At 67.1% G+C, this 18,288-nt stretch carries 18 protein-coding genes; 7 read left to right on the forward strand and 11 right to left on the reverse strand.

All coding sequences use genetic code 11. From position 1 onward, the window contains the following. Positions 1-829: 829 nt before the first annotated feature. Entirely contained in the window at positions 830-1,462 is a 633-nt protein-coding gene (locus ACSQ89_RS29060; RefSeq protein ID WP_093107289.1) for a DUF1326 domain-containing protein, read from the forward strand. A 48-nt stretch (positions 1,463-1,510) separates the two neighbouring features. Continuing rightward, entirely contained in the window at positions 1,511-2,290 is a 780-nt protein-coding gene (locus ACSQ89_RS29065; protein WP_436294210.1) for a DUF2182 domain-containing protein, read from the forward strand. Positions 2,291-2,568: 278 nt separating this feature from the next. Here the strand turns inward: ACSQ89_RS29065 and ACSQ89_RS29070 are convergent, their stop codons facing one another. Next, positions 2,569-3,795, reverse strand: coding sequence for an SMP-30/gluconolactonase/LRE family protein (locus ACSQ89_RS29070; protein ID WP_436294209.1), 1,227 nt, complete (start codon positions 3,793-3,795; stop codon positions 2,569-2,571). A 264-nt stretch (positions 3,796-4,059) separates the two neighbouring features. Between ACSQ89_RS29070 and ACSQ89_RS29075 the strand changes: the two genes are divergently transcribed. Next, the gene (locus ACSQ89_RS29075) at positions 4,060-4,347 is read left to right on the forward strand and encodes a hypothetical protein (RefSeq protein WP_093107283.1); all 288 of its coding nucleotides are present in this window, start codon (positions 4,060-4,062) and stop codon (positions 4,345-4,347) included. Positions 4,348-4,438: 91 nt separating this feature from the next. Here ACSQ89_RS29075 and ACSQ89_RS29080 read toward each other — a convergent pair whose 3' ends face one another. From ACSQ89_RS29080 to paoA, 5 genes are read right to left on the reverse strand one after another with little or no spacing between them, the layout of a single operon-like run. Continuing rightward, a complete protein-coding gene (locus tag ACSQ89_RS29080) occupies positions 4,439-4,858 on the reverse strand; it encodes a carboxymuconolactone decarboxylase family protein (protein WP_093107281.1) in 420 nt (139 codons plus the stop codon). Positions 4,859-4,881: 23 nt separating this feature from the next. Next, complete coding sequence (locus ACSQ89_RS29085; RefSeq protein WP_436294208.1) at positions 4,882-5,355, reverse strand: (R)-mandelonitrile lyase; 474 nt, start codon at positions 5,353-5,355, stop codon at positions 4,882-4,884. 21 nt (positions 5,356-5,376) lie between these two features. Then, positions 5,377-7,587, reverse strand: coding sequence for an aldehyde oxidoreductase molybdenum-binding subunit PaoC (gene paoC, locus ACSQ89_RS29090; protein WP_093107277.1), 2,211 nt, complete (start codon positions 7,585-7,587; stop codon positions 5,377-5,379). Positions 7,588-7,590: 3 nt separating this feature from the next. Beyond that, the gene (locus tag ACSQ89_RS29095) at positions 7,591-8,541 is read right to left on the reverse strand and encodes an FAD binding domain-containing protein (RefSeq protein ID WP_436294207.1); all 951 of its coding nucleotides are present in this window, start codon (positions 8,539-8,541) and stop codon (positions 7,591-7,593) included. Beyond that, a complete protein-coding gene (gene paoA, locus ACSQ89_RS29100) occupies positions 8,538-9,176 on the reverse strand; it encodes an aldehyde dehydrogenase iron-sulfur subunit PaoA (RefSeq protein ID WP_436294206.1) in 639 nt (212 codons plus the stop codon). The genes ACSQ89_RS29095 and paoA overlap by 4 nt, the downstream gene beginning before the upstream one ends. Positions 9,177-9,293: 117 nt before the next feature. On the opposite strand from paoA, the gene ACSQ89_RS29105 reads away from it, so the two are divergent. Then, positions 9,294-10,262, forward strand: coding sequence for a LysR family transcriptional regulator (locus ACSQ89_RS29105; protein WP_436294205.1), 969 nt, complete (start codon positions 9,294-9,296; stop codon positions 10,260-10,262). 6 nt (positions 10,263-10,268) lie between these two features. Here the strand turns inward: ACSQ89_RS29105 and ACSQ89_RS29110 are convergent, their stop codons facing one another. The 5 genes from ACSQ89_RS29110 to ACSQ89_RS29130 are packed head-to-tail and all read right to left on the reverse strand — an operon-like array spanning position 10,269 to position 15,010. Beyond that, positions 10,269-10,946 carry a GntR family transcriptional regulator gene (locus ACSQ89_RS29110; protein ID WP_436294204.1) on the reverse strand — a complete coding sequence of 226 codons (678 nt, stop codon included), beginning with the start codon at positions 10,944-10,946 and terminating at the stop codon, positions 10,269-10,271. A 50-nt stretch (positions 10,947-10,996) separates the two neighbouring features. Next, complete coding sequence (locus ACSQ89_RS29115; RefSeq protein ID WP_436294203.1) at positions 10,997-11,968, reverse strand: Bug family tripartite tricarboxylate transporter substrate binding protein; 972 nt, start codon at positions 11,966-11,968, stop codon at positions 10,997-10,999. A gap of 28 nt (positions 11,969-11,996) precedes the next feature. After that, positions 11,997-12,983 (reverse strand): zinc-binding dehydrogenase, encoded by a 987-nt coding sequence (locus tag ACSQ89_RS29120; RefSeq protein WP_436294202.1) that lies wholly within the window; start codon positions 12,981-12,983, stop codon positions 11,997-11,999. A 27-nt stretch (positions 12,984-13,010) separates the two neighbouring features. Next, positions 13,011-13,820 carry an enoyl-CoA hydratase gene (locus ACSQ89_RS29125; RefSeq protein ID WP_093107263.1) on the reverse strand — a complete coding sequence of 270 codons (810 nt, stop codon included), beginning with the start codon at positions 13,818-13,820 and terminating at the stop codon, positions 13,011-13,013. Continuing rightward, on the reverse strand, positions 13,820-15,010 hold the full coding sequence (locus ACSQ89_RS29130; RefSeq protein WP_436294201.1) for a CaiB/BaiF CoA transferase family protein: 1,191 nt from the start codon (positions 15,008-15,010) through the stop codon (positions 13,820-13,822). The genes ACSQ89_RS29125 and ACSQ89_RS29130 overlap by 1 nt, the downstream gene beginning before the upstream one ends. A 133-nt stretch (positions 15,011-15,143) precedes the next feature. On the opposite strand from ACSQ89_RS29130, the gene ACSQ89_RS29135 reads away from it, so the two are divergent. The 3 genes from ACSQ89_RS29135 to ACSQ89_RS29145 are packed head-to-tail and all read left to right on the forward strand — an operon-like array spanning position 15,144 to position 18,270. Beyond that, complete coding sequence (locus tag ACSQ89_RS29135) at positions 15,144-15,836, forward strand: GntR family transcriptional regulator (RefSeq protein ID WP_436294200.1); 693 nt, start codon at positions 15,144-15,146, stop codon at positions 15,834-15,836. A 42-nt stretch (positions 15,837-15,878) separates the two neighbouring features. Continuing rightward, a complete protein-coding gene (locus ACSQ89_RS29140) occupies positions 15,879-16,850 on the forward strand; it encodes a Bug family tripartite tricarboxylate transporter substrate binding protein (RefSeq protein WP_093107259.1) in 972 nt (323 codons plus the stop codon). Between the two features lie 49 nt (positions 16,851-16,899). Beyond that, the gene (locus ACSQ89_RS29145) at positions 16,900-18,270 is read left to right on the forward strand and encodes an MmgE/PrpD family protein (RefSeq protein ID WP_436294199.1); all 1,371 of its coding nucleotides are present in this window, start codon (positions 16,900-16,902) and stop codon (positions 18,268-18,270) included. The last annotated feature ends 18 nt before the right edge of the window (positions 18,271-18,288 follow it).

The raw sequence follows: 18,288 nt of genomic DNA on the forward strand, positions 1-18,288 counted from the left end.
CCAGGAATCAAGGAGGTCAGAGAGGACCGAAGCGCTGGAGTGCGGCCAGCCGAAGTCGCCGGTCTCAGGCGCGAAGGAGCGATCGTCGAGATTCGAGTGGTTGCGAGCAACGATCCAACTGCTGATTGCGCCCGTTTTCGGGCCAGGATCGGAAGTTCGTCACGACCCTCCAACCGCGCAGCTCGGTGCTGTACCTTGCCAAGATACGCCCACTCAGGTTGTAGCCGACCGCGATGGCTGCCTGTCCGACGGCGGCACCCTGGAAACGATGTACAGGTGGGAAGCTTGCAATGCTTGCGGCCAACCAAGGACGGTGGGAAAGCCTGCAACGATACCAGCGAGTGCGAGGGACTCTGCAACGCCGACACGTACGCGGGTGTGAACACATTGCTGAGCGGAAGGTGCTCTGCCATAGAGGGCCCTCAGCCGTGCGACAGAGCGTTGTACGACGGAAAGCTTGCCCCTTGCCCAGTCGAGTCGTAGCACGCCTCAAATGCGGCAGTCGGCCACGAGCAGCCGGTCAGTGCTGGCGCCCCAATGCGGCCTGCCAACCCCGCTTTCGACCCGAACCCGACGCCTGAGCGGCACATTTTCTACGTCGAAGCGGTCCCCGGGGAACTGGCGAGATAGCTATTGCCTCGAACAGGTGTTGCGCTCCGCCTGCAACCGGCAGATAGTCAACTGGCCGTACTCAACGTGCGCGGCGCGCCGATCTGCTGCCAGCGTGGAGCTGGAGGTCTCGCTTTCACGCGGGCTGAGAGCGGGAAGGGGCAGGACGGTACGGGGACGCCCGCCGCGATCGTCGCAACCTTTGACAGGAGACAAGATCATGGCACAAGCGAATTGGCGCCTCGAAGGCGAATGGCTCAAGAACTGCACCTGCGCATACGGCTGCCCCTGCGATTTCAACGCGAAGCCGACACAGGGCTACTGCAAGGGCTTCTTGGGTATGCGCATCACGAAGGGGCATTTCGACAGCACGACGCTGGATGGACTGTGCTTCTTCGCGGTCGTCTCATTCCCCGGCCCGCTGCATGAAGGGAATGGACAGCTGCAACCCATCATTGAAGAACGCGCCACCGCGGAGCAGCGCGAGGCGCTGTTCAACATCATGTCGGGAAAGAATTCGGCCGAAGGGACGCTTTTTCAGATCTGCAGCCTCATCGTGACCAAGATGCATGACCCCATCTTCGCTCCCATCACGTTCCAGTTTGACAAGTCCGCCCGGACCGCACGCCTCGTCATCCCCGGCGTGCTCGAAACCGAGGTGGAACCTATCAAGAACCCGGTGACCGGTGCCCCCCACCGAGTCCAAATCGTGTGTCCGGAGGGGTTCGAGAACCTCGAGGGCGAGGTGGCTTCTTCCAACATCCGCAGCACCGGGGCCATCAAGTTCGAGACGCAGGGTGGACACAGCACACTTGCCCACGTCGTGCAGACACCGGAAGGTGTGGCAGCGTAGCGAGGGCTCCGCCTGCGCAGAGGTGAAGAGACCGTCGGAGGCGCCCAAGTGAATGGCGGCTCACTGATCCAGGGGGCGCTGCGGCGTGACCGCCTCCTCGTCATTTCCTGCCTGTTGTTCGTTGTCGTCTTGTCGTGGATTTATTTGCTGACCGGCGCCGGGATGATGCAAGAGATGGGCGAGATGCTGATGCCCATGAGTTCTGGGCCATGGACATTCGGGCATGCGGTCATCGTCCTCGTCATGTGGGCTGTGATGATGGCGGCAATGATGTTGCCGAGCGCCGCGCCGATGATCCTGCTCTATGCCACCATCGCACAGCGCCGCAGCGAACGAGGCGAATGCGCGACTGCTTCAGGCATCTTCGCCATCGGGTACATCGCTGTTTGGGCTGCGTTCAGCTTGGCAGCGGCAGCCCTTCAGTTTGGGCTGGAGAAAGTCGCCATGCTGTCGCCGATGATGCAGACAACCAGCATTGCGCTCTCGGGCGCAGTGCTGATCGGCGCCGGTCTTTACCAATGGACGCCGTTGAAGCACGCCTGCCTTCGGTATTGCCGCTCGCCTCTGGACTTCATCATGACGCATTGGCGCCCTGGCGCGGGGGGCGCGTTCAGGATGGGCTTGCGTCACGGCGCGGTCTGTGTGGGTTGCTGCTGGTTGCTGATGTTGTTGCTCTTCATTGGTGGCGTCATGAACCTCGCCTGGATCGCGGGCATCGCCCTGTTCGTGCTGGTCGAAAAGCTCAGCCCGGGCGGCGACTGGATAGGCCGCGGCGCAGGGGCCCTCTTGGTCGCATGGGGTGTCGCGACATTGCTCGTCTCGTTCTGAAAAGTCCGATTGGCAAGATTGGCCTCGGACCCACGTGCGAACGGCCGCTATGCGCACCTTTGTTTGGCTTCCGCTTTTGTCGTTCAGTGACTTCAGTGAACGCTTCTCTTAAGGGTGGAAGTCAGCAACGGGCCGGCCCGATGCGGTCCTACGCCCGTCCGAGAAGCGGACGGTCACGACCTGTGGAGCGGGCTGGCGGACTGGGCGTGCGACAGGCGCTCCGCCTTGACGTCGCTGCTGCATGGATGAAGCGGCTCGCGCGTTGGCGCCTTGTCCCTCTAGCCCGGCGCCGAACCCTGCGTGGCCGTGTAGACGGCATACAGCGACTGGCTGGCCGCCATGAACAGGCGGTTGCGCTTGGGGCCGCCGAAGCAGACATTGCCGCAGACCTCGGGCAGCCGGATGCGCCCGATGAGCCGGCCTTGCGGCGTCCAGACGGTGACGCCGCTGTAGCCCACGCTGCGGCCCGCATTGCTGGAACACCAGAGGTTGCCGTCCACGTCGGTGCGGACGCCGTCGGGCCCGCACTTCACGCCGTCGACCATGAAGCTGCTGAACAGCTTGCCGTTGCCGAGCTTGTTGTCCGTCCCGACATCGAACACATACATGTCGCCCTTGCCGCCGGCGATGGTGTCGCCCGGTCCCTGCCCGGTGCTGACGACGTAGAGCTTCTTGAAATCGGGCGAGAAGCACAGACCGTTCGGGTCAGGCACGAGATCTTCACCGGCCACTTGAGTGAGCGTTCCGCTCTTGTCCAGGCGGTAGACCGCGGTCGGCAATTCGCGCTTGTGCGCGCCGATCTCCGGCGGCTGGCCGAGCTTCGGGTTCAGCCGCCCGGATTTGTTCGCGGGTCCGCCCGGGGCATCGACCGTGCCCTCGTAGAGCTGGGCGCCATACGGCGGATCGGTGAACCAGTAGCTGCCATCGGGGTGAGGGACAACATCGTTGGGCGAGTTGAGTCGCTTGCCATTGAAGGTCGAGGCGAGAACGGTCACCGAACCGTCGAGCTCGTAGCGCACGACGCGCCGCGTGAGGTGCTCGCAGGACAGCTGCCTTCCCTGGTAGTCGAAGGTGTTGCCGTTGCTGTTGTTGGAAGGCGTGCGGAACACGCTGACGTGTCCGTCGTCCTCGCTCCAGCGCAGCTGGCGGTTGTTCGGAATGTCGCTCCAGACCAGAAAACGGCCGACCGAATTCCATGCCGGTCCTTCGGCCCACAACGCGCCGGTCCACAGCCGCTGGATCGGGGCATTGGGCTGGCGCAGGCCATCGAAGGCCGGGTCGATCGTGAGCACGTCGGGGTCGGTGAAGTAGGTGGTCGGAGCCCCTCGCCGGCTGAAGTCGCGTGGCGGCTGCGTGATGGTGCTCGGCGGTGCAACCGGTGCAGCTTGCGCGTGTGCCCAGCGCGGGACGACCATCGCGGCGCCTACCGCGGCGCCCACGCCGCGAAGAAGCTTGCGACGTAATACCGAACCATTCAATTTCGGATCGAACTCTTCTTGCGCCATGACTCACCTCATGAACAACGATGGAAGAAGCCGGAAAGAACGTGAGATCGGGAAGCCGGTCGGCATGCTACGCGCTTCTCTCCGGCTGCACCAGACGACCACGATCAACGCGATGGCGCGAGACTTTCCTCACGCGCAGGCCAGGTTTCGGCCATCGGGAAAGGCCAGCCCGGCGGACTTTTCAGCGACGCTTAAGGATCGACGAAGAGACTGATTCCACAGCAAAGGAACAGTCCCGAGCTCCACCGAAAAGGATCAGACGCCATGAAGCCTTCTGTCGCTCCCAAGCCCCTCACCCCATCGCAGATGACGCTCGTGCTCGAGCTGCTCGAGTTGCGCCAGCTGGCGCCTCAGGAGACCGCTGCGAAGTTCAACCGCTTGACCCAGGTCGGCACCTTCTCGGAAGCCCAGCAGGAGGCCATCGAGATCCTCTTCGCGCTCGATGAAGACGAGATCCCGGATGCACTCTTCCAGTTCGCAGACGACGATGCCCGAGACATCGTTCGCGATGAGCTGGCGCACGAGGCGCGGCTCACCTTCGTGACAGCCTAGAACGCTCAGGCAGCGCGATCACCAGGTAGCTGGCGGATGATGGTCAGCACCCTGCCCTTGTCGTAGGTGGTGCGGACTGGAGAGATGGCTTTCACTTCTTCTGGAACACTTCCTTGGCCACCGAAATGGCGGTCACCGCGCTCGGCCAGCCGGCATAGAAGGCCAGGTGCGTGATGGATTCGATCAGCTCTTCCTGCGTGACGCCGTTGTCGCGCGCCCTGACGAGGTGAGGGCGAAGCTGGTCGGGACGGTTCATCGCGATCAGCGCGCTGACGGTCACCAGGCTGCGGTCCCGCGGCGAAAGGCCCGGACGCGCCCACACGTCGCCGAACAGCACGTTGTCCGTGAGCTCCGCGAACTTGGGCGAGATGTCGCCGAACATCTGCTGGGCCGGGGTGGCACCGCGCGCGGCCGGAGCCGGCGGGGTCGCTTGTGCCTGGGCGGGCGTGGACACCGCCCCCGCCAACGCCACGGCGACGCCGGCCAGGGAACCTGCAACTGATTTCTTCATGGCTTCTCTTCTTTGGTGATCGCTCATGGCCGGCTCCCATACTGCGTGTCGCTGACCTTCTCCAGCCAGTCGACGGCCTTGCCATCCAATTGCTCCGTGATGGCGATGTGCGTCATGGCCGTGGTCGGCGACGCGCCATGCCAGTGCTTCTGGCCCGGCGGGATCCAGACCACGTCGCCCGGCCGGATCTCTTGCACCGGGTCGCCCCAGCGCTGCACACGGCCCGCGCCGGCCGTGACGATCAGCGTCTGTCCGATCGGGTGCGTGTGCCAGGCCGTGCGTGCGCCGGGCTCGAAGGTCACGTACGAGCCCGTCGCACGCGAGGGTTCCCTGGGCTTGGGGAACAGCGGGTCGACCCGGACTGTGCCGGTGAAATAGTCGGCCGGGCCCTTGGCTGAAGCTTGCGAGCCATTGCGCGCGATCTGCACGCCGGTGTCCTGCGCCAGCGCGGATGCGGCCATGGAAAGGGAGATGGCGGTCATTGCCACGGATTTCATGAGGGTGTTTCTTGTCGGTTTTCAGCTCGCGAGCGAAGGCATCTTGGCGAGCAGCTTGTCCAGCGTGACCGGGTAGTCGCGCACCCGCACGCCGGTCGCGTTGTAGATCGCGTTCGCAATGGCCGCGGCCACCCCGCAGATGCCGAGTTCGGCGACGCCCTTGGCCTTCATCGGCGACGAGATCGGATCGGTCTCATCGAGGAAGATCGCCTCCTGATGGGGAATGTCGGCGTGAACCGGCACTTCATAGCCGGCCAGATCGTGGTTGACGAAGAAGCCGACGCGCTTGTCGATCACGAGCTCTTCCGTCAGTGCCGCGCCGACGCCCATGGTCATCGCGCCGATGACCTGGCTGCGCGCGGTCTTGGGGTTCAGGATGCGGCCGGCGGCGCAGACGGCGAGCATGCGTCGCACGCGCGTCTCTCCCGTTGCAGCGTCCACGGCGACTTCGACGAAGTGCGCGCCGAAGGTCGACTGCCGGTACTTCTTGTCGAGATCGCCGAACTCGATCGTGTCCTCGGCCACGAGGCCCTTCTCGCCGGCCGCCTGCGCCAGCGGCACGCTGCGGCCGCCCGAGCGGACCTGTGCGTCAGCGAACACCGCATCCGCCGCGTCGAGGCCGAGCGCCTGCGCCACCGCTTCGCGAAGCTTCACGCAAGCCGCATACACCCCTGAAGTGGAGCAGTTGGCGCCCCATTGCCCGCCGGAGCCCGCAGACACCGGAAAGGAAGAGTCGCCAAGGCGCACGACCACCTTGTCGAGCGGCACGCCCATCATCTCTGCAGCGGTCTGCGCGATGATCGTGTAGCTGCCCGTGCCGATGTCGGTCATGTCGGTCTCCACCGTCACGACGCCGCGGCGGTCGAGCCGCACGCGCGCGGCCGACTTCGTGACCTGGTTGCCGCGAAACGCCGCGGCGACGCCCATGCCGATCAGCCAATGGCCTTCACGCGTCTTGCCCGGCTGCGGATCTCGCTTGCTCCATCCGAAGCGATCGGCGCCGCTGCGCAGGCACTCGATCAGCCGGCGCTGCGAGAAGGGCCGCTCGGGATTCTCGGGATCGACCTGGGTGTCGTTGCGGATGCGGAACTCGACGGGGTCGAGTCCGAGTTTCTCGGCCATTTCGTCGATCGCGATCTCGAGCGCCATCATGCCCGTGGCCTCGCCCGGCGCGCGCATCGCGTTGCCTTCGGGCAGATCGAGCACCGCGAGGCGCGTGGCCGTCATGCGGTTGGCGCCGGCATAGAGCAGGCGGGTCTGGTGGACCGCGCCGTCGGGCTTGCCGCTCGGCAGATCGCCCGACCAGCTCTCGTGGCCGATGGCGGTGATCCGGCCGTCGCGCGTGGCGCCGATGCGAACGCGCTGGATCGTCGCGGGCCGGTGCGTCGTGTTGTTGAACATCAAGGGCCGCGTCAGCGCGACCTTCACCGGGCGCTTCGCGGCCCGCGCGCCGAGCGCAGCCAGCAGCGCGTCGGCTCGCAGGAACAGCTTGCCGCCGAAGCCGCCGCCGATGAACGGCGAGATGAGGCGGACGTTCGCCTTGTCGATGCCGAGCGTCTTCGCCATCTCGGTCGCGCCCCAGTCGATCATCTGGTTCGAGGTCCAGAGGGTGAGCTTGTCCCCGTTCCAGGCCGCGATCGACGCAGGCGGCTCCATCATCGCGTGGGCCTCGTCGGGCGTGGTGTAGCTCTCGTCGAGCTGAACCGGCGCGGCGGCGAATGCGCCCGCGAAGTCGCCCACAGCGGTGTCCGGCGCGCCGGCGGTGATGCGCGGGGGCTTGGCCGCGGCGTCCTTGACGGCCGCGAGCTCGAACGATCCTTGTGCCTTGACGTAGTCGACGCGAACCAGCTGGGCGGCCGCGCGGGCCTGCTCGAAGCTCTCCGCGACCACCAGCGCGATCGCCTGGTGGTAGTGCTCGATCTCGGGACCGCCGAGCAGCTTGGCGGTGTTGAAGCTGCCCTTGCCGAGCTTGCCGGCGTTGTCTGCGGTGACGATGGCGAGCACGCCGGGCGCTGCCTTGGCGCGGCTCAGGTCGATCGAGGCGATCCGACCCTTGGCAATGGCCGAGCCGACCACATGGCCATAGGCCTGGTTGGGAACGACGTCGTGCCGTTCGTAGGCATAGGGGGCAGTGCCCGTCGTCTTCAGGCGGCCATCGATCCGGTCGACGGGCTTGCCGACGACCTTGAGTTGGTCGATCGGGTTGGTGGTTGCGGGCGTGTCGAACTTCATCGCTTAAGCCTTTGCTTGTGCCAGCACCGCGCCGAGCGTTCGCTCGGCCAGCATCAGCTTGAATTCGTTGTGGGATGTCGGACTGGCGCCGGCCAACAGCTGCGCCGCAACGGCACGGGCGCCGCGTGGCATCCCCGCCTCGGCCGCCTCGACGCGCCACGGCTTGTGCGCCACGCCGCCCAGGGCCACGCGGCCGGTGCCGTCGCGCTGCACGATGGCGGCGACCGACACCAGCGCGAAGGCATAGGAAGCCCGATCGCGCACCTTGCGATAAATCTGCTGGCCGCCCACCGGCTTGGGCAGCGTGACCGCGGTGATCAGTTCGCCGGACTCGAGCGCCGTCTCGACATGCGGCGTGGCACCGGGAAGCTTGTGGAAGTCGGCGATCGGGATGGTGCGGCGCGACCCGTTCGGGCGCATCGTCTCGACGCTCGCATCGAGCGCCCTCATGGCGACCGCCATGTCGCTGGGATGCGTCGCGATGCATGCGTCGCTCGCGCCCACCACCGCATGCTGCCGGCTGACACCGCCGATCGCCGAGCAGCCGCTGCCGGGCTGGCGCTTGTTGCAGGCCTGATTCGTGTCGTAGAAGTAGGGGCAGCGCGTTCTCTGCAGCAGGTTGCCCGCGGTGGTCGCCTTGTTGCGCAACTGGGCCGAGGCGCCCGCGAGCAGTGCGCGCGACAGCAGGCCGTAGTCGCGCCGCACGCGCAGGTCCGCGGCAAGGTCCGTGTTGCGCACCAGCGCACCGATGCGCAGGCCGCCGTCGGACGTGCTCTCGATCTTGTCGAAGCCGAGGCCGTTGACGTCGATCAGATGGCCGGGCGTCTCGATCTCCAGCTTCATCAGGTCCAGCAGGTTGGTGCCGCCTGCGATGAAGCGCGCGCCGGGTTCGCGCGCAGCAGCCGCCACCGCCTGCGCAGGCGAGCTCGCGCGCTCGTAGCTGAAGGCTCTCATGCCTTCACCCCCGCGACTTCGGAGATCGCTTCGATGATGTTGCTGTAGGCGCCGCAGCGGCAGATGTTGCCGCTCATGCGCTCGCGAAACTCGACGGTCGTGAGTTGGGGGCTGGCCGTGAGATCGGCGCTGACATGGCTCGGTATGCCCTGGGCGATCTCGCCCAGCATGCCCACGGCCGAGCAGATCTGCCCCGGCGTGCAGTAGCCGCACTGGTAGCCGTCGTGCTTGACGAAGGCCGCCTGCATCGGGTGCAGCTTGGCGGGCGTGCCGAGGCCTTCGATCGTCGTCACCTTGGCACCTTCGTGCATCACGGCGAGCGTCAGGCACGAATTGATCCGCCGGCCATCGACCATCACCGTGCAGGCGCCGCACTGGCCATGGTCGCAACCCTTCTTGGTTCCGGTCAGATGAATATGCTCGCGCAGCGCGTCGAGCAAGGTCGTGCGGGTGTCCAGCACCAGGCGGCGCGTCTTGCCGTTGACGCTCAGCGTCACGGTCGAAGGGCCCGCCCCGCTGGCCGCGCGCGTGGGCGCGGCGGCGACCGCCCCCGCCATCGCGGGGACGGAGGCAGATGCCGCGCCGGCCTTCAGCAGGCCGCGTCGGGAAATCGTGAACACATCGGGGGTTTTCATATGGCGTAGCACTCCTTGATGAAGGCACTTTAGGTCTGCACCTGCTGGCCGAATAGACCGCGCAACCTTGAAGGACTGACAAGTTGCTGTTGATAATCGATGGAGAAAGGGCGCTCCATGCCGATCAACGAATTGCGTTCCATCGCGACCTTTGCGAAGGCCGCGGAGCTCGGCAGCCTGCGCCAGGCTGCCGCTGCGCAGGGGATGACGCCGCAGGCGGCGAGCCAGGCCCTGGCGCAGCTGGAGCAGCACCTCGGCGTGCGGCTGTTTCACCGCACGACGCGCAGCCTGTCACTCACCGACGAGGGCCGGCAGTTCCTCGAGGCCGCGCAGCCGGCGTTGGTCGGCATGCAGCGCGCCCTTCACATGGCGCGTCAGGCCAAGGACGAGATCGCCGGGCCGCTGCGCATCGTCGGCCCGCATTCGGTCTTCGCGCCCGTGCTGTGGCCGGTGCTCGACGAGTTCTGCCGGCTGCATCCGGAAGTGCAGCCCGACGTGCAGTTGGACGACCGCATCGGCAACTGGGTGGAAGACCGCGTCGACGTCGGCTTTCGCGTCGGGCCCTCGCCGGCCGAGGGCGTCATCGCACGCAAGCTGTTTCCGCTGCAGCTCATCATCTGCGGGGCGCCGGCGTACCTGGCCCGCCATGGCGCGCCGGACAACCTCGACGCGCTCGCCGCGCACCGCTGCAGCGTCTTTCGCCGTCCGCGCAACGGCACGCTCATGCCCTGGTACGTCAAGGTGGAAGACAGCATCGTCGAGCACCACGTGGTGCCTGCGTTGTGCGTCAACGACGAGCCGCTGGAGACCGAAGCCGTGCTGGCCGGCCACGTCCTCGGGCTCCTGACCAGCGTCGCCGCTGCGCCGCACATTCGCGCGGGACGCCTGGTGCCGGTCTTGACCAGGCACGTGGCCGATCGCTCCAGCACCTTCATCTACTACGGAAGCCGCACCGCCCAGCCCATGCGCGTCAGGGCTTTCATCGACCTGGCTCTCAAGCGCCTGGTCAACAACCCGGCCTACGTGCTGACTGCGAAGGAGCTGCAGGCTGCGGAAGCGAAGGGGCGGAAGGCGGCGCGCTCCTGAACTGCGTCAGGCGCCCGGCAGCTGCTCCTCGAAGTTCGACAGCAGCCGCGCCCTCCCGGCCAATACGTGACGTTCCGCCGCCGCGCGCGCGCGCGTGCGGTTCGATGCCGCGATCGCCTCGTAGATCGCGCGGTGCTCCACGTTCGAGCGGCGCATGTTGCCCGGCGCATTGAAGTACTTGCGCCGCACCAGGTGCAATTCCTTCACGTAGTCGTCGTAGGCCTGGTAGGCGCGCCGGTTGTTCGAAAGCGTGAGGATCAGCGCGTGGAACTGCAGGTTCAGCTCGTAGTAGAGCGTGCCGTCTTCCGCATCGCAGGCGGCGTCCATCGCCGCGAGCAGGTCCTCGAACTGCTTCTTGTGCTCTTCGGTCAGATGCTCGCAGGCCCGGTCGGCCGCATAGCCGAACACGAGCGCGCGCAGCTCGTAGATCTCGACCATCTCGCGCAGCGACAACTGCCGCACGTACACGCCGCGGTTGGTGACGGCATTGACGATGCCCAGCCCCGCCAGCACCTTGATGGCTTCGCGGATCGGCCCGCGGCTGGTGCCCATGCGCAGGGCCAGGGCCGCTTCGTTCAACCGCTCACCCGGCTTGAACTCGCCGGTGTAGATGAGTTGCTTGAGCTCGTTGACGATGGCTTCCGACAGGGCGGAGCCACGGGTGCTTGAAGAGGGCGGGGGCATGCGCAATCCTAACTTCTGACCTGGTCGTGGACGCTCCCTAGCGCGGCCTCTCACTCGACCTTGACGTTCGCGCTCTTGACCAGCTTGACCCAGAACTTGCCGTCCTCGGCGAGGAAGCTGTCGAACTGCTCGGGCGATGCGGAGACGGACACCTCGGTGCCGTCGCGCGCCAACGAGGCCTTGACCGAGGGCTGCTGCATCGCACTGATGGTCGCGTCGTAGATCTTCCGGACGATGGCCGGCGGCGTCGCGGCCGGCACGAACATGCCATACCAGAACTCGAGGTGGAAGTCGGGCAGGCCGGCCTCCTTCATGCCCGGCAGCCCTGGCACCAGCGGCGAACGATCGCGCGTGCTGACGGCCAGCGCGAGCAGCCGGCCGCCGTTGGCCATGGGCAGCACCGAGGGCGAGGTGCCGAAGGTCAGCTGCGTGTCGCCCGCCATCACCGACTGGATCGCCAGGCTGCCGCCGCGGTACGGGATGTGCGTCATTTCCGCGCCGGTCACCTGGCTGAACAGCGCGGCGCCCAGGTGCGGTGCCGAGCCGTTGCCGGAGGTCGAGTAGTTGAGCTTGCCGGGGTCCTTCCTGGCTGCCGCGATGAGGTCGGCGACCGAGCGGATGCCGGTCGCCGGGTGGACCGCCAGCACCAGCGGCGAGGTGGTCATCTTGGTCACGGCCTTGAGGTCGCGTGCCGAGTACGGCAACTTGGGATTAAGCGCCGGATTCACCGAGATGCTGCTGGGGCTCGCGATCAGCAGCGTGTAGCCGTCGGGCGCCGACTTGGCCACCAGGTCCGCCGCGATGCTCGAGCCGTTGCCCGGCTTGTTGTCGACCACCACCGGCTGCCCGAGCGCCTTGCCGAGCGCTTCGCTCATGGCGCGCGCCACGTAGTCGGCCGCACCACCCGGGGCAAAACCGATCACGAGGCGAATCGGCTTGCCCGGATAGTCCGCGGGCTGCGCCCAGGCGGCGCACGCGAACGCGCACAGACCCCATGCCAGGACGAGGTTCTTGGTTCTCATCTGCTTGTCTCCTTTGTGTTCTTGGGAATCAGGCCGCGGCCGGCATGCGCAGGACGATCTTTCCGACATGGCCGCCGGATTCCATGCGTGCCTTGGCTTCTTCCAGGCGGGCGAACTCGAAGACCCGGTCGATCCGCGGCCTGATCCGGCCGGCTGCGATGTGCGGCAGCACCTCCGCGACGAAGGCGGGCACCGCCGCTGCGCGCTGCGCCTTGCTGCGCAGCTTGTTGGACACGCCGAACACGGTGAGCCGCTTCGCATGCAGGGCGGCGAGGTCGAGCTCGGCGTGCACCACTCCGTCGACATAGCCCACGGTGGCGAGCCGGCCTTCGAAAGCCATGGCGCGAATGTTCTCTGCGAAGACCGTGCCGCCCACCGTGTTGACGACCAGGTCCGCGCCGTGCTGTTGCGTCGCCTCCATCACCGCGGCAGCGAAGTCGGGCGCGCGCGTGCAGATGGCGACATCCAGGCCGAGCGGCTGCAGCGAGGCCAGCTTATCGGCCGAGCCCGAGGTGCCGATGACCTTCGCGCCCAGCGCCTTGGCCAGCTGGAGGCTTGCCACCCCCACGCCCGAAGACACGCCATTGATCAGGACCCAATCGCCGGCCTGGAGCCGGCCCTGCAGCACCAGCATGTCGTAGGAAACCAGGAAGGTCAGCGCGACGCTGGCGGCCTCGTCCCACGACAGCCCGGATGGCACTGCCATCGCCTCGACCTCCTCCATGAGCGCGAACTCGGCGAACGCGCCGGCACAGCGGCCCATGACCCGGTCCCCCGGGCTGAAGCGGGTGACTTCCGCCCCGACGGCAACGACCTCGCCGGCGCCTTCCCCGCCAATCGCCTTCCAGCTGCCGGCCGCGCCGTGCAGGCCATGGCCGGCCACGAACTCGCCGCGGTTGAGCGACGCGGCGTGCATGCGCAACAGCAACTGCTGCGGGCCCGGCTGCGGCACGGCAACCTCGCGCAGTTCCAAAAGCGTTGCCGCATCGCTCACCTGCATCCAGTACGACTGCATGGTGTCTCCTTGGCTTCTCGTGTGCGGCTAGCGGCCGGTGAAGACCGGCTTGCGCTTCTGCATGAAGGCGGTGCGGCCTTCGGTGTAGTCGGCGCTCTCGAAGCAGCCGCGGATCAGCGATGCGCACAAGACCTCGTCCAGCGCCGGCGAGGGCTTGAGGATCTCGCGCGTGATCGCCTTGCCCGCCGCCACGGTCAGCGGCGCGTTCTCGGCGATGGCGCCGGTGTACTCGGCCAGCAGCTTGTCGAGCGCGGCCGGCGCGCTCACGCGCGTCACGAGGCCGAGCGACTTGGCCTCCGCGGCATCGATGCGCCGGGCGGTGAAGAACAGGTCCTTGGCCGCGCCCGGGCCGATCAGATCGACCAGGTTCTTCATCGCGGAGTAACGGTAGCCCAGGCCCAGCCGCGCGGCCGGAATCGAGAACACCGAGTCCTCGGACGCGATGCGGATGTCGCAACTGATCGCCACGTTCACCCCGCCGCCGATGCAGTAGCCGCGGATGCAGGCCAGCGTCGGCTTGGCGAAGTCGTGGATGCTCATCAGCGCCTCTTCGGCCATCGCCTCGTAGCGCGCCACGGCCTCGCGCGCGGCGCGCATGTCCTCGAACTGCGAGATGTCGGCGCCCGAGACGAAGGCCTTCTCGCCCGCGCCGGAGAAGACGACCAGGCGCACCCGGTCGTCGTCCTGTGCCATGCGAAGCAGCCGCGGCACGGCTTCCCACATGTCGACCGAGAGCGCGTTGTGCCGCGCCGGGTTGTTGAAGCGGATGTGCAGCGTGCTGGCGTCGAGCCAGGTCTGCACGCGTTCGGTGCTGGATTCGTAGACGGGATTCGACATCAATAGACTCCGGTCGCTTTCATGCGGGCGAGATCGTCCCGGCCGATACCGAGTTCGAGCAGGACTTCCTCCGTGTGTTCTCCGCGCCGCGGGGCAGCGCGGGCAATGGTGCTGGGCGTGCGCTCCAGCTGCATCGGCTGGCCGACCAGCCGCTGGGGCCCAAGCCGGGGCGAGACCACCTCCTTGACCATGCCCAGGTGCCGGACCTGCGGCTCCGCAAAGACTTCGCGCATGTCGCTGATGAGGCCGCAGGCCACGCCGCCGGCATTGAACTCTTCGATCCAGTGGCTGCGGTCGTGCGCGGCGAGTCGCCGGTTGATCTCGGCGTTGAGCGCATCGCGGTTGAGCGAACGCCCCGCCTTGTCGTGGTAGCGCTCGTCGCTGATCCATTCGGACGCGCCGAGGATGTTGCAGAAGCGCTCCCAGATCTTGGAGCCGAACACGGCGATGTTGAGATAACCGTCGCGTGCCTTGTAGACCCCCGTCGGAATGCTGGTCGGATGGAAGTTGCCGGCCTGCACGCCGACTTCGCCGTCGATCAGGTAGCGCGAGGTCTGGAAGTCCAGCATGTAGACCATCGACTCCAACAGCGAGGTGTGAAGCCACTGGCCGCGACCGGAGGATTCGCGCTCGAGCAAGGCCACCAGGATGCCTTGCGCCGCGAAGATCCCGGCGCACAGGTCGGCGATCGGGATGCCGACGCGCACCGGGCCGTCGCCCGGCAGGCCGGTCACCGACATCAGTCCGCCCATGCCCTGCGCGATCTGGTCGAAGCCCGGCCGTTTCGCCAGCGGGCCGGTCTGGCCGAAGCCGGAGATGCTGGCGTAGACCAGGCCCGGGTTGTCCGCCGCGAGCGTCTCATAGTCGATGCCGAGGCGGAACTTCACATCCGGCCGGAAATTCTCGACCACCACGTCGGCGCCGGCGATCAGGCGCTTCAAAGTGGCGACGCCTTCTTCTTCCTTGAGGTTGAGCGTGATCGAGCGCTTGTTGCGGTGCGTGTACTGGTAGTCGGAACCGTCCTGCCCGCCCAGGGTGTCGTCGCCGCGCATGTGCTCGGGCATCTGCACCTGGATGACGTCGGCGCCCCAGTCGGCGAGCTGCCTGCAGGCGGTGGGGCCGGCGCGAACCTGCGTCAGGTCGATCACGCGGAATCGTTGCAGGGCGGAGGAAGCAGGCAGGTGTGGCATTCGGCGGGAATTTGATGGCCTTGAATGGGATGGATTGTTTTCATTGATCGATAAAGTGTCAACACTTTTATTGAAAGAGTGGACATATTGAAAGGCACTCGTATACGATATGCCGACCTACGAAGGACTTTGCATGCTGCCCTGGCTCGCCGATCCGATCCCTGACCGCCTCTCGACCGTGCGCGATATCCCGCTGGCCAAACTGGCCCGCGACGACATGCTGGCCATGATCCTGCGGGGCGAACTGCTACCGGGTCAGCGCATCAACGAGCCCGACGTCGCCGGCCGGCTCGGCATTTCCCGCGTGCCGGTGCGCGAAGCCCTGCGCGAACTCGAAAGCACCGGCCTGGTGGTGGCACGCAAGCACGCCGGCGTCTTCGTGCGCGAGCCGAGCGCGGACGAGGTGCGCGACCTCTACGAGATGCGCGGGCTGCTCGATGGCTTTGCAGGGCGGCGCGCGGCGCGACTCGACGCCCTGCCGCGCATCGCGCTGGCCGATGCGCTCGATGCCTCCATCGCCGCCATGAATGCCGCCGCTGCCGCGCAGGACGTTCAGCGCTACTACCGCGAGAACCTGCATTTCCACTGGGCGATCGTGGAGGCCGCGGGCAACCAGGCGCTGGCCAACACCTACCGCGGCGTGGTGCAGAAGCTGCACCTCTCGCGGCTGAAGAACCTTTCGCGGGACACCGGGATGACCGTATCGATCGCCGAGCACTTGGCGATCGCCCGCGCGCTTCGGGAAGGCGATGTCGCGCGCTGCGAAAAGCTCATGGCGCGCCACGTCGGCGATGCCTACGTCCGGCTTCAGGGTGTGGTGCGCTGAGCCGCCGAACCCTCTTTCCCAGACAGCTCAAGGAGACAAACCATGCAACGACGCACCTTCGTCCTCGCCCTCCCGCCGGCCTTGATCGGGCTGGCGCGGCTGGCGCATGCCCAGGCCTACCCGAACAAGCCCATCCGCTACATCGTGCCGGTGTCCGCGGGCGGCGGCAGCGACATGGTCGGCCGCACCGTGACCGAGCGCTGGGGCAAGGCCCTGAACCAGACCTTCGTGGTGGACAACCAGGGCGGCGGCGGCGGCGTGATCGCGTCGCAGAACACCGCGCGCGCGCCGGCCGATGGCTACACCCTGATGCAGGGCTACGTCGCCACCCACGGCACCAGCCCGGCCACGCGCAAGCTGCCCTACGACGCGGTCAAGGACTTCACGCCCATCGGCATGATCGGCGGCACGCCCAACGTGCTGGTGGTCAACGCCGACGTGCCGGCCAAGGATTTCAAGCAGTTCGTTGCCTACGCGAAGGCCAATCCGAGCAAGATCAGCTACGGCTCGGCCGGCGCGGGATCGCTCACCCACCTGACCATGGAGCTCTTCAAGCAGCAGGTCGGCGCGTTCATGCTGCACGTGCCCTACCGCGGCATCGCGCCGGCCTTCACCGACCTGGTGGGCGGCCAGACGCAAGCCATGTTCCCGGGCCTGGCCGCGGCGATGCCGCACATCCGGTCGCAGCGCGTGCGCCCGCTGGCCGTCACTGGTACAACGCGCCACCCGGCGCTGCCGGACGTGCCGACGCTCGAGGAGCTCGGCCTCAAGGGCTTCGATGCCATGCAGTGGTACGGCGTGGTCGGCCCGGCCGGCATGCCTGCCGACATCGTTCGCCAGCTCAACGAATCGCTCAACGCGGTACTGAAGGCGCCGGACCTGCGGGAGAAGCTCTCGGTCGAGGCCGTCGAACCCATGCCCATGAGCGCCCAGCAGTTCGGCGACTACATCCGCGCCGACATCGCGCGCTGGACCAAACTCGCCCGCGATCGCAACATCCAGCTCGACAACTAGCGCGCGCTTACCCCTTTTTCTTTCAACCACTCCGCAAGACATTTCACCCATGGCCCGCAATACCCAGGTCGCCGCCGACCACAACGCCCCGCCCGTCACGCGCATCCTCGCCGAGTACGTGGCCAACCATCCATCGCGCGGCTGGAGCGACGCGGTGGACCACGAGGCGCACCGCACCTTCCTCAACTGGTTCGGCTGCGCCGTCGGCGCGGCGCGCCACGAAGCCGTCGAAGCCGCGCTGGCCGCGGTGCAGATGCTGCAGCCCGCTGCCCAGGCCACCGTGCTCGGCCGCGCCGAGAAGGTCGACATCGCAAGCGCCGCGTTGCTCAACGGCATCAGCTCGCACACCTTCGATTTCGACGACACGCACCTGAAGACCATCATTCACCCGGCCGGCCCGGTGGCTTCTGCGGTGCTGGCGCTTGCCGAGCACACCGGCGCGAGCGGCCGCACTGTGCTCGACGCGCTGGTGCTCGGCATCGACGTCGCCTGCCGCCTGGGCAACACGGTCTACCCCGAGCACTACGACCGCGGCTGGCACATCACCGGCACCACCGGCATGCTGGGCGCTGCGGCCGGCTGCGCGCGCCTGCTGGGCCTCGATGCGGAGAAGACGGCCATGGCACTCGGCATCGCCGCCTCGCAACCGGTCGGCCTGCGCGAGCAGTTCGGCACCATGACCAAGCCCTTCCATCCCGGCGGCGCAGCGCGTGCCGGCCTGATGGCCGCGCTGATGGCCAAGCACGGCTACACGGCGAGCCCGAAGGCGATCGAAGCGCCGCGCGGCTGGGCGCAGGTGGTGTCGACCAAGTGCGCATGGAATGAAGTCACGGACGAACTGGGCGAACGCTTCGAGATCTCCTTCAACAGCTACAAACCCTTTGCCTGCGGCATCGTGATCCATCCGAGCATCGACGCCTGCGTGCAGCTGCGCGAGCGCGGCATCGCGCCGGAGCAGATCGAGCGCATCGAGCTCAAGGTCCACTCGCTGGTGCTCGAACTCACCGGCAAGAAGGAGCCGGCCGACGGCCTGCAGGGCAAGTTCAGCGTCTACCACGGGTGTGCGGCGGGCCTGCTGTTCGGGCGCGCGGCCGAGGAAGAGTTCGCGGACGCCATCGTGACGCGCCCCGACGTGGTCGCGCTGCGCCGCAAGGTGGTCGCGACGGTGGACGACAAGATCGACGAGGCGAGCGCCGACGTGACCGCGGTGCTCACCGATGGCCGGCGCGAGCACGTGTTCGTCGAACACGCGATCGGCTCGCTGCAGCGGCCGATGAGCGACGAGGACCTGGCGCGCAAGTTCCACGGCCTGGCCGATGCGGTCATCGGCGCGCAGCGCAGCTCGACGCTGCTGGCCGGATGCTGGGCGCTGGGCGAGGCAGGAGACGTTCGCACGCTCACGGCCCTGGCGCGCCCCTAGGCTGCTCGTGGCGTGGAC

The organism is Variovorax sp. LjRoot175, from assembly GCF_964253805.1.
In the GTDB taxonomy this organism is placed as follows: domain Bacteria; phylum Pseudomonadota; class Gammaproteobacteria; order Burkholderiales; family Burkholderiaceae_C; genus Variovorax.